Below are 11,748 nucleotides of genomic sequence, written 5' to 3' on the forward strand. Positions count from 1 at the left end.
CACCTGGTGGGCACACGAAGCCATCTCATTGAAGCGACCGAAGACCCTCCACGTCCGAGATAACCACCTACTCGGCCGCCTCTGTCACTACGCCGCCTCCGCCGACACCACCCCGCGTCACCACCCGAACGCCCGGGTTGACCCAGCTGATCGCGCTCGGTTGAAGCCGGAGCAAGCGGGTACGCCCGCAAATCGCCGACATGGTGGTACAGACGCTTGGCTAAACACGGGGGCTCAAAATCGGCAATGACTGCTCCGATGTGCACTCGGGTGCATAACCGTGCAGTAGTCGACAGGGATCTACCGCCTCACGAGACCAGGCGCGCCTCGACAAGTCGTCAAATAACCTGCACGGCCCGGCTTTTCAGACTCTGCTGACAGCAGCCTGGCCGACCTTAAATACTGGATACTGGCGCACCCGCACCCGCGTCGGCAATTGCGGGCCGTTGCACGACTGCCAGCGGGAACGCCGCCGAACATCCTCGTCGTCGGCCTGCGCTGCCAACCTCGGTGGACAGTGGGGCCCTTTGAAAGGAACCGCCGGATGAGTGCCGCTTCTGACAAGCCTGTCCAGGACGCAGGAATGCCCACCGTCGTACTCGTCCACGGTGCTTTCGCCGACTCATCGAGTTGGAACGGGGTGATCGCCAATCTCAAACGTCGAGGCTACCCGGTCATTGCCGTCGCAAACCCGCTCCGCGGCGTGCAGAAGGACGCTGCTTACGCTCGAGCTGTTGTGGACTCGGTGTCCGGCCCGGTCGTGATGGCGGCTCATTCGTACGGCGGAGCAGTGATGACCGAGGCTGCGGATGGCGCCCCCAACGTCAAGGCTCTGGTGTACGTCGCCAGCCTGAGCCCGGACGTCGGCGAGAGCGCGGCCGACTTGATCACCAAGTTCCCGGGAAGTGCGCTCCTCACCTCCGTCAAGATGGTGCCGACCCCTCTCGACGACGGCGGTACCACAATGGCGCAGTACGTCCACCAGGACCAGTTCCCGGCGGTGTTCGCCGCCGACGTCGACCCCGACACCGCTGCGCTGATGGCGGTAACGCAGCGGCCAGCCACTGAAGCCGCCCAGACCGAGAGCGTGACCAAGACTGCCTGGAAGACGATCCCGTCCTGGACCCTGATCACCACCCAGGACAAGGGCATTCCGCCGGACCTGCAGCGCCACCTGGCCAAGCGGGCCGGGTCGACGACGGTCGAGATCGACGCGTCCCACGCCGTGGCAGTCTCTCAACCCGGCCCGGTCGCCGACCTCATCGACACAGCCGCCCGCGCCACCGCCCAGTAGCACGGCAATGGCGGTAGGCGACTCGTGTTCGTAGATCTGCGTGTGGCGGACGTTGATGTTGATCGGTGGCATGGGGAGTTGGACCGCATCGAGTCACGCAACGTCGACCCGAACTGTCGACGACCAGGTCCGCAAGCACCTGATCCGGCGGGCGCGACGCGGAGGGCAACGGGCCGGAGATGGCCTCGAGCAGCGCTGCCTGGTCGATGGGAACTCCGAACGGACGGTCGGAGAGCGACGTTCGGTAGCTGTCCGGGTCAGGTAGTGCTGGATCTTCACCGTGGCCGGCCCACGTACCGCGAACTAGGTAGTTCTTGCCGATGTGTAGCGGTTGCCGCCTTGGCACGATCGCATCTGCCGGGTGTGGATCTAGCGGCTCGCTCTCATGCCCGGCGATCCGATGGTCAGTGACCGCAGAGAGGCTTCACGATGGACAACATTACGGACACCGACGAGGCCGGCATTGACGTGTCGGCCCCGGTGGTCAGCCGCCACAGCGTCACGGTGACCGCGTCGGCGGAAGCCGTGTGGCGGATCCTCACCGACATCGACGCATGGACAACCTGGCTGCCAGAAATCCCGTACGCACGCGTGGAAGCACCCGGTCCGCTCGCCCCGGGCTCCGTGTTCCGCTGGTCGGCCGCGGGCATGGAGATCGAGTCGACGATCGTTCAGGTACGGCCGCGGGAACGCCTCGTGTGGCGGGGATACGGTGACGGACCGGACGGGGTCCTCGGTGTCCACGTCTGGGCGCTCACTCCGGCCGGCGACGGTGTGGAGGTGTCGACCGAGGAGTCCTTCGCCGGCCCGCCTGTCGATGCCGACCCTGGGCCGTTCCAGGAGGGCCTCGACACGACCCTCGCCAGGTGGCTGGAACGACTCAAGGCCACCGCCGAGGCGGTGACCGCCCCGTGAAGAATCGTGTGTTTGCCGTCGCGACGGCAGTGGTCGTGGCCGGCCTCGTGGGCACCGCAGGTGCGCCGGCTCGGGCCGAGGTCAGGCGCGATGTCGGTACCGACCACGCGACGGTGCGATGTGCGGGAAGGACTGTCGACACCGCGGCGAAGATTCGCTATCGGACGGAGACGACGATCGACGCTCCGCTGCGAACCGTCTGGAAGTTGCAGACCGACGTGGAACGCTGGCCGTCGTGGCAGAAGCCGGTCTCCTCCAGCAAGCGGCTCGATCGTGGCCCACTGCGTCCCGGTTCATCCTTCCGATGGACGACACCGGTCCTCGAGACCGCGCTGAATCCCGCCACGACCCTCGTCGTCACGTCCACCGTCCGGCAGCTTCAACACCAGAGGTGCCTTCGGTGGGACGGCCCGGCGATCGGTGCGGGGCTGCGCATCGACGAGGGGGTCCACGTGTGGACGTTCGCCGAGATCGACGGTCGTGTTCTCGTGCGTACCGAGGAGACGTGGCGCGGGGACCAGGTGGAGCAGGACGTCGCCTTCTCCACCGTGGCTCTCGGGGCGGGCCTGGAGACGTGGCTGACGGAGCTGAAGACGCGCGCCGAACGGGAGTGTGACCGGGCCCGGCGCCCAGCGCTGACGTGACCCAGCGGGCCCCGCCGGTCTCGTACCGGCGGGGCCTTTTCGTCGCTCGGACGGCCCGGCTCCGTCAGTGGAGCAGTTCTCGTAGCTGCCGGCGTGAGGTGATGCCCAGCTTGCGGTAGAGGTTGCGCAGGTGGGCGTCGATCGTTCGCGGGCTGACGAACAGCAGCGCGGCGACTTCCTTGGTGCCTGCGCCGGAGGCGACCTTGCGGGCGACGAGTAGTTCGCGGGCGGTCAGCCCTGCCAGCGGATCGGCGTCGTCGGCCAGGGTCGGCTCACCGATGGCATCCAGTTCGCGGGCGGCGCGGCCGGCGAACCCCCGCGCGCCGATGGTGGAGAGCAGTTCGTGCGCGGCGCGCAGCTCCACCCGCGCCTCGGCGCGACGCCCGACCCGACGCAGCCACTGCCCGTAGAGCAGTCGGGCACGCGCGTAGTGGACTCGCATCCTGCTCCCGGCGAACCGGCTGATCGCGGCACGGTAGTGGTCCTGCGCGCCGAGCCCTGGGTCGAGCAGCGCACTCGCCAGTAGATGCGCACCGGTCGTCCACGCGTTCGGGTTGACCCGTGCGACATCCCCGATCCATTTAGCCGATTCCTCGGCTTCTTCGGGACGTCCGACGTACGCGGCGGCTTCGACCAGCTCGGGGTGGAAGACGGAGGCGGCGTACGCCCCGCGCCGGTGCTGGTCCCGTACGAGCAGCAACGCGTCGAGCGCGGCCTCATGATCGCCGCTGCCGTTGCACAGCACGCCCTCCGCGTAGTGCAGCGCGGTGAAATTCACCCCGACCCAGCCGCGCAGCTTCTCCCGGATCTCGCGGAACCGGTCGGCGTCTCCGCTCCAGGCGGCAAGCATCAGGTCGGACCCGACGAGGTTGGACGTCCCGGCGGCCTCGTCGACCGCACGCGCCTCGATGATGCAGACATACGCGTCGGCGAAGCGGCCCACGATCGTCCGGGCTGCCGCCTGAAAGCGCAACGCATGCGGAAGGATCGCGTAGGCGCCCTGCGCCCGGGCGAGTTCCACCTGACGGTCGGCGATCTGCTCCATGGCCTCGCTGTCACCGATGTCGACGCTCAACACACAGGCGCGTTCCATCCACCACGGATCCGCGTCGGGCGTACGGGCGTGGTCCCGGAAGGCATCGACCGTGCGGCGCATCAGGGGCATCGCCTCGTCCACCGGGCGGAGGTTCTGCTCGACCAACGCCTGCAGCAGCAGGTCGACCGGACGTGGCGGCTCACGCTGGGGCATCCGTTCCCGGATGTGCAGGGCGAGCCGCCGCAACCTCCCCGGCTCGTCGACGCTGAACATGAGCGATGCGAACGCCTCCAGGTAGGTCTCGCGGACCTCGTCGGGTCCCACGCCGTCGGCCGCGTCGATGAGCGCGATCGTCGCCGGGATGGTGCGCGCCACGTGATAGTCGATCGTGGCGCGCAGCAGCCGTGCGGCGCGGCGGTCGACGGGGTCCGGGTGGAGACGCTCGGCCTCGTCCACCAACTCCCGGGCGGCAGATGGTGCCCCCGAACCCAACCGCGCCCGGGCCGCGGCCAACAACCGGCGGGCCTGCCGCGACCGGCCGGGTGTCAGTCGGGCCGCACGCTCGAGGAACGCGGCCACGGCCGCGAGTCCGCCGCGGCGCTGTGCCCGCCCGGCCGAACGCTCCAGCTCGGCCGCGGTCTCCTCGTCCGAGCCGGTGATCGCGTTCGCCTGGTGCCAGGCGCGACGGTCGGGATCGACGTCGACGTCCGTACCGGCGGCGAGCGCCGCGTGTGCCTGCCGTCGCGCCCCGGCACCAGTCGACAGGTACACCGCGGAACGCGCCAACGGATGCCGGAAGTGCACCCGGGGCCCGGTCACCAACAGGCCGCTGTCCTCGGCCGCGGTCAGGTCCACGGCGTCCAGCCCCTGGATCGCCATCGCACGCCTCAGCAGAACGAGGTCACCTGTCGGCTCCGCCGCGGCCAGCGCCAGAACCGAGCGCGTGGGTGCCGGCAGCCGCAGGAACCGACTCGCGAACCGGTGTTCCACGGCGCGGTGCCCGGCGTCCCCGGGTAGCCCGAACGGTCCGGCGTCGCGGGCGAACTCCACCAGGGCGAGAGGATTGCCGGCCGCTTCGGCGAGGATCCGTTGCACGATCGCTGCCTCGTGGCCGAATGGTGCCCGATACCGCAGCAGGGTGAGGGCTTCCGAATCGGTGAGCCCGGTGAGAGTGCGGGCGGGTAGGCGACCGAGCTCCGACACCGAGGCGGCGTCGCGGGCAGCGAACACCATGGCGACCCGCTCCGCCGCAACGCGTGCCGCGACGAAGGCCAGTACCTGCCGCGAGCCGGCGTCGACCCACTGCACGTCGTCGACCACGCAGAACACCGGCCTGCGCCGGCCTACGGCACTCAGCAGGCCCAGGACGGCCAGCCCGACAAGCATCGGGGTCGGCGTGGCCCCGGCCTGCAGCCCGAACACCGCGTCGAGCGCGCTCCGCTGCGGCACGGGGAGCCCGGCGCGGTGGTCGAGCACGGGCGCGCACAACTGGTGCAGGGCCGAGTAGGGCAGCTCGCTCTCGAACTCGACACCACCGGCCCGCAGCACCCGCCATCCGTCGAGCCGCGAAGCGGCCGCACCGATGAGGGTCGACTTGCCGATCCCCGCATCACCGAGAACGAGCATCGCCCCGCCACGGCCCCGCGCCGCGGCTGCCGTCACCGAGGCGATCTCGCCCAACTCCGCCTCGCGAGCGACGAACAATCCCGACCTGATATCTGTCATCAGCTTCTGCGTGTCGCCGGACGAATGGTGCCCTCCGTTTGTTCGGCCCAACCGATGGTATCCAGAGCAGCGCACCGACCGGGACGGGCGCCGGGTCCGGAATCGGCGCTCCTACGAGGGCAACTCGAACAGTTCCAGCTGGAGGCCGTCCGGGTCACGGAGATAGAGGATCTTCGTCCCGGCCAGCGCCCCCGCTTCGACGCCATCGCCGTCCTGGAGCACCACCGGATCGGCGTTGACGTGCACGCCCCGCCGCACCAGGTCGCGATGCGCCGAGTCGAGATCGTCGACCTCAAAACACAGGTGCATCACCCCAACGTCAGAGTTGCGCCCGGTGAAGGGCCTCGGCTGCGGGCTGTCGTACTGGATGAGTTCCAGCAGGACGTTGTCACCGGCCAACGCGAAGGATGCCCGCATCGACGCGTTCTCGACCTCGACAACCGCACCGATCGCCGGGTTCGTCGCCGAGATCGTCACTCCGTTCGGCGTGATGCCGAGGACGTCCTCGTACCACCTCACCGACCGTGCCAAATCGCTGACTGGCACTCCGATGTGATGCATTCTGGTCACTTTGCTCATGATCCCCATCCTGAAGGGCCGAGCCAGCGCTGTGGAAGGCACAGGTCTTCCGCGTACCGCTGGTACCACCCAGCTCCCCGGAGGACCGATGGCGGATCATGGGGTTCATGAATGAGCTCGGAGCCGCGCTGCGGGCCTGGCGGGATCGCACGGACCCGGCCGCTGCTGGTCTCACGAACGCCTCACCTCGCCGCGTCGCCGGGCTACGACGCGGCGAGCTGGCAGCACTGGCCGGCATCTCCCCCGAGTACGTGGCACGCCTCGAACAGGGCCGGGCCGCCACACCGTCGGCGCAGGTGTGCACCTCCCTGGCCCGCGCGTTACGACTCTCCGACGACGAGGAGGCGCACCTGATGCGCCTTGCCGGCTTCGCCGCGGCCCCGGACCGGATACCCCACCTGATCCCCAGCAGCCTGCACCGCGTCATCGACCACCTCGGCGACACCCCGGCGGCCGTCTACGACGCCGTGTGGCGGCTGCTGCACTGGAACCGACTGTTCGCGGCCGTCTTCGGCGACCCGACGGGCGCCATCGCCGACGACCGCAACGCCTTGATCGTCCAGTTCGAATCCCGAAATCCCCGAGTCCGCCAGACCGACACCGAGCGCGCCTACTTCGAGCAGTCGTTGGTGGCCGACCTGCGCGCCACCAGCGCCCGCTATCCGAACGATCCCGACGTGGCGGCACTGATCTCGCGGATGGCCGGGAACGACAGGTTCTGCCGCCTCTGGGCCCTCCGCGCGGTGGCCAATCACGAGAGCGCGCACAAGACCGCCGTACACCCGGACGTGGGGGCCATCCCGCTGGACGCCAACGTTTTGACCACCCAGAACACCGACCTGCGCCTCGTGGTCCTCACGCCTCGGCCCGACACTGCCGCTCGCGAAAAGCTGGATCGACTGGGTTGACGACGCCGGACCCGGTCTGGGCCAGGGGACGTCGAGGCCGCCCAGGCAACAGGCGGCGTCCGAACTCGTCCGTCACCGCAGGTGAATCCCGATAGGTAACGGCGGATCGGACGCCGGCCAGCCCACCCCGGCCCGAATAGGCAATTTCCACCGATGCGGTGCGGGGCTCCGCTGCCGCATCGTCTCCGTGATCCCGGTGGCGGGCGACGAGGTCGGTCTGGAGGATCTGACGTGGGCGTGGTGCGCAGGCGGCTGGCCGCGATCATCGCATTGACGACGGTGTCGACGTTTCTGTACGCCCTGGAACCCCCGACACCGGCGGTAGCGGTGCCGCAGGACCGGGTCACCGCGTCCTGGAACCTGCAGGGCCAGCACCAGGGGGGCGAAGAGCCTCCGGAGTCGCGGTGGGTGGCCGCTGTGCAGCAGATGTTCCACCAGGAAGGGGTGCAGGTCGCCGCGCTCCAGGAGGCGGGCAGCCAACCTCCCCCCCGGGCGGTGTGGACCGATCGTCAGTTCACCGAGGCCGGCGTCACCGAGCATCTGTACAACATCGGCACGGGCGACCGCCCGGACCTGTTGCAGATCTACTGGGCCGACACCGGTCAGCAACGCAACGGCCTGGCCATCGTCACCCGGGAGACGGTGACCGACGCCGTGATCCTGCCGGTGGGCGGGCGGTTCAACTCGCGGCCGATGATGGGCGTCCAGATCGGCTCTGACTGGTACTTCACCGCCCACGCGCTGTCCAACGGTCGGAACAGTGCCAACGACGCCCCCGACATCATCGAGACGGCTCGGCAGTTCATGGCCGGTCGCCCCACTGGCGAATGGATGGTGCTGGCCGACTTCAACCAGGATCCCGCACGGATGCCGGCCGCGTTGCAGAGCCGCATCGTCGCGGCGGGCCAGCCCACCCACGAGGGCGGCGAGGAGCTGGACTTCGCCTACGCCAGCATCGGAAACAACAACACCATCAACGCTGAGGTGCGCGGCGGGAACTCCGACCACAGGTATGTCCGTTACGTCGTGAACGCCGGCTGTGGTTCCGGCGGTGGTCTCGCGCCCCGGACGACCGCCGAGCGGGACTGCTACGCCCCGGTCCCCGGCGACACGTACCGCTTCTTCGCCCGCCACCTGGAGCACGCGGTGATCGCGTTGAAGACGAACGACGGCGACGACATCGGACCACACGTCAGGACGCCGCGCGGCAGCCTCGACGAGGCCCTCCAGGTGCGCTTCAGCACGGCTGGAGGCCAGTACCAGCTCGCCTGGCCGCAGGCCGACCCGGCGACCGAGCGGTGCCTGTCCTGGGACGCGAACTCCCGGAGCACCGGCAGCACCCTCTGCTCGGAGCAGGCAGAGGTGTCCCGGTGGCAATTCAAGGACGGGCAGATCTTCACGCCCGGGCTCGGCGGCGCCCTGCAACCCTCCGCCAACGCTCTCGGAGCGCGGCTGGTGGTCGCGCAGGACTTCTACCAGTGGCGACCGGAGCCCCGCAACGGCATCGGCCCGCGCTGGGACCCGATCGGTGAGTTCCGGGACGCTGCCCCGGCCGGCTCGGAGACCCACTTCCCCGACCTCGACGGCGACGGCGACGCCGACCACGTCATCGTTCAGCCCGACGGTCGGCTACCGGCGTGGCGCAACAACGGCCCCCGATCCACCTGGACCGCCCTCGGTGACATCAGCCCACCGGACCGGGGTACGCCCGGGACGGTGCACTTCGGCGACCTCGACGGCGACGACCGGGACGACTACCTCCGGTTGCTGACCGCTGACGAGTCGCCCACCGGGACCCGGGTCATCTGGATGTCCCGCAGCGAGTCCGACGGCGCGCAGAAACGATGGGGATCACCCACCATCGTGGCCAACGACCTGCGCTACGAGAACCCGCGCTTCGTCGACATCGACGGCGACGGAGACGACGACCTGATCAACTCGGATCGGCTGAGCCACGCCAGCCTCTGGGAGAACCGGTCCCCGGGCCGGACGCCGGTGCCGGGCGACTGGCACTCGGTCAGCGGCTTCGCGACCCCCGCCGACGGCTATTACCAGACGTCGTTCACGGATGTCACAGGTGACCGCCGGGCCGACGTGCTGCGCGTCGACTACCCCAGCGGCAAAGTGCAGGCCTGGGAGAACACCGGCGCACCGTGGAGCGCGACGACCGGCTGGCGGTCACTGGGCCCGATCCGTGACGATGGCCCGTTCGCCGGCACCACCGGCCTGTTCGCCGACCTCGACGCCGACCTGATCAGCGACTTCGTCCTGGTCAGCGCCGCCTCCGGCGGCCTCGACGGTTGGCTGCTGCCCCGGTACGGCAGCGCGGATCCCGGCCCGGGACAGCCCGGCCAGGGCGGCGGGCAGGACCTGCCGGCGGGAACGCTGCCGGCGTACGGCGGTGGGCCACCGCGACCGCAGCTCGACGGCCGGCTGTTGCAGAACAGCACGTTCACCGGCACGGACAAGCCGTGGTGGGTGAACGCCGGAATGACGCCGAAGCTGGACGGCGGGACCTTCTGCGTGACCGCGCCCGCGTCCACCAACCCGTGGGACGTCCTGGTCGGCCACAACAGCATCTATCTGCCCGGCGGCGCCACGTACACGCTGCGCTTCCGCGCCCGGACGAACACGGCGGCGAACCCGCTGATCTACCTCGCGCCCTTCGACAACCCCACAAATGTCACGTACCTGAACAAGGGCTTCACCACCGGCACCGCCTGGAAGGAGTACGAGTACACCATCACCACGACCTACCCGGAGCCGTACCGGTTGGCCCAGCTCCAGTTCCGGCTCGGTAAGTCCAGCACGCCCTACGAGTTCTGCATGGACGACGTGACGCTCACCGGCGCCGAGTACGCGTACCGGGCCGACACCGGACCGGACCTGACGGTGAACCAGCACGGCTACCTGCCCAACGGGCCCAAACGGGCGACGTTGCGGTACGGCGCGTCCCACGCGGTGCCGTGGACGCTGCGCCGGGCCGACGGCGGCGCGACGGTGGCGACGGGCCGGACCACCCCGACCGGCTTCGACGCGTCGGCAAGCGCCGTCACCCACGTCATCGACTTCAGCCACGTCACGACCAGCGGCCGGTTCGAGTTGGTGTACGACGGCTGGGTCGACAAGCCCAGTCACCCGTTCGACATCCGCGCGGATCTGTACGACCGGCTGCGCACCGACGCGACGCGGTTTTTCTACACCAACCGCAGTGGCATCGCGATCGACGGGGGCATCGCCGGGGCGGCGTACGCCCGCCCGGCCGGGCACGTCGCGGAGTCACCAGGCGGTGGCGACACCCAGGTGCCCTGCCAGCAGCCGAAAGCGTTCCTGAACAACTGGACCTGCACCTACCGGCTGGACGTCACCGGCGGCTGGTACGACGCCGGCGACCACGGCAAGTACGTCGTCAACGGTGGCATCGCGACGTACCAGCTCCTGTCGGCCTGGGAGCGCAACCGGCCGGCGGCGCTCGGCGACGGCACCCTCGCCGTGCCGGAACGCGGAAACGGTGTCCCCGACATCCTCGACGAGGCCCGCTGGAACCTCGACTTCATGCTGAAGATGCAGGTGCCCGACGGTCTCCCCCTGGCCGGAATGGTCCACCACAAGGTGCACGACGAGACCTGGACCGGGCCGCCGATGCTGCCGCACCAGGACAAGAAACCACGGGAACTGCACCGCCCGTCGACCGCGGCCACCCTGAATCTGGCCGCCGTCGCGGCCCAGGCGGCGAGGATCTACCAGCCGTACGACGCCGGCTTCGCTGCCCGGCTGCGGGCGGCGGCCGAACGTGCGTACGCCGCCGCTCGGGCCAACCCGGCGCTCTTCGCGCCGTACGAGGACCGCAGCGGCGGGGGGCCCTACAACGACGGGGACGTCTCCGACGAGTTCTACTGGGCCGCGGCCGAGCTGTACCTGACCACCAAGGACGCCAGTTACCTCACCGCCGTCCGGGTCAGCCGGTTCCACACCGCCGGTGCGGCCTTCAGCCAGAACGGTTTCTACTGGGGTTCGGTGGCCGCGCTGGCCCAACTCGATCTGGCGCGGCTCGGCAGCGAGCTGAGCGACCGCGAACAGATCAAGGGATGGGTGGTCGCCGCCGCGGACCGGTTGATCTCGTTCCAGAAGGCCGAGCGCTTCGGGCAGACCTACACCCCCACCACGGGACGCTACGACTGGGGCTCCAACGCGTCCATGCTGAACAACCAGGTCGTCCTGGCCACCGCCTACGACCTCACCGGCAACGACAGGTACGCCGACGCCGTCTTCGAGGGGCTCGACTACCTGTTGGGCCGAAACGCCCTCGGGCAGTCCTACATCACCGGCTACGGCAGCAACGACGCGAAGAACCAGCACAGCCGGTGGTACGCGAAATCGTTCGATGCCCGGTTGCCGAGTCCGCCGGTGGGATCGGTTGCCGGTGGGCCCAACTCCAGCCTCCAGGACCCGCTCTCGGCGAGTTGGTTACACGGGTGCGCCCCACAGCTCTGCTACGTCGACAATCTCGAAGCCTGGTCGGTCAACGAGATCACCATCAACTGGAACTCCGCACTGACCTGGGTTGCCGCATTCGCCGCCGACGTGGCTGGCCGTCGATGACCGGGCTGACCGCGCGGGGCAGCCGATGGATCTGAGGCACGATGC

Annotated in this window: 7 protein-coding genes; 5 read left to right on the plus strand and 2 right to left on the minus strand. The window is 69.4% G+C overall.

Features of this window, described 5'->3' with window-relative positions; genetic code table 11:
* The first annotated feature begins 583 nt into the window (after positions 1 to 583).
* From AB0C25_RS05660 to AB0C25_RS05670, 3 genes are all read left to right on the plus strand, one after another.
* Positions 584 to 1,294: an alpha/beta hydrolase gene (locus tag AB0C25_RS05660; protein WP_357369995.1), complete on the plus strand. Its 711-nt coding sequence runs from the start codon at positions 584 to 586 to the stop codon at positions 1,292 to 1,294.
* Positions 1,295 to 1,723: 429 nt separating this feature from the next.
* Positions 1,724 to 2,209 (plus strand): SRPBCC family protein, encoded by a 486-nt coding sequence (locus AB0C25_RS05665; protein WP_357369997.1) that lies wholly within the window; start codon positions 1,724 to 1,726, stop codon positions 2,207 to 2,209.
* Entirely contained in the window at positions 2,206 to 2,853 is a 648-nt protein-coding gene (locus AB0C25_RS05670) for an SRPBCC family protein (protein ID WP_357369999.1), read from the plus strand. The genes AB0C25_RS05665 and AB0C25_RS05670 overlap by 4 nt, the downstream gene beginning before the upstream one ends.
* A 64-nt stretch (positions 2,854 to 2,917) precedes the next feature.
* Here the strand turns inward: AB0C25_RS05670 and AB0C25_RS05675 are convergent, their stop codons facing one another.
* Positions 2,918 to 5,614: an AAA family ATPase gene (locus AB0C25_RS05675; RefSeq protein WP_357370001.1), complete on the minus strand. Its 2,697-nt coding sequence runs from the start codon at positions 5,612 to 5,614 to the stop codon at positions 2,918 to 2,920.
* Between the two features lie 111 nt (positions 5,615 to 5,725).
* The gene (locus tag AB0C25_RS05680) at positions 5,726 to 6,202 is read right to left on the minus strand and encodes a VOC family protein (protein WP_357370003.1); all 477 of its coding nucleotides are present in this window, start codon (positions 6,200 to 6,202) and stop codon (positions 5,726 to 5,728) included.
* Between the two features lie 98 nt (positions 6,203 to 6,300).
* On the opposite strand from AB0C25_RS05680, the gene AB0C25_RS05685 reads away from it, so the two are divergent.
* Entirely contained in the window at positions 6,301 to 7,101 is an 801-nt protein-coding gene (locus AB0C25_RS05685; protein WP_357370005.1) for a helix-turn-helix transcriptional regulator, read from the plus strand.
* A gap of 231 nt (positions 7,102 to 7,332) precedes the next feature.
* Positions 7,333 to 11,703 carry a glycoside hydrolase family 9 protein gene (locus tag AB0C25_RS05690; RefSeq protein WP_357370007.1) on the plus strand — a complete coding sequence of 1,457 codons (4,371 nt, stop codon included), beginning with the start codon at positions 7,333 to 7,335 and terminating at the stop codon, positions 11,701 to 11,703.
* The last annotated feature ends 45 nt before the right edge of the window (positions 11,704 to 11,748 follow it).

Source organism: Micromonospora sp. NPDC048839, assembly GCF_040649915.1.
Classification (GTDB): Bacteria; Actinomycetota; Actinomycetes; order Mycobacteriales; family Micromonosporaceae; genus Micromonospora.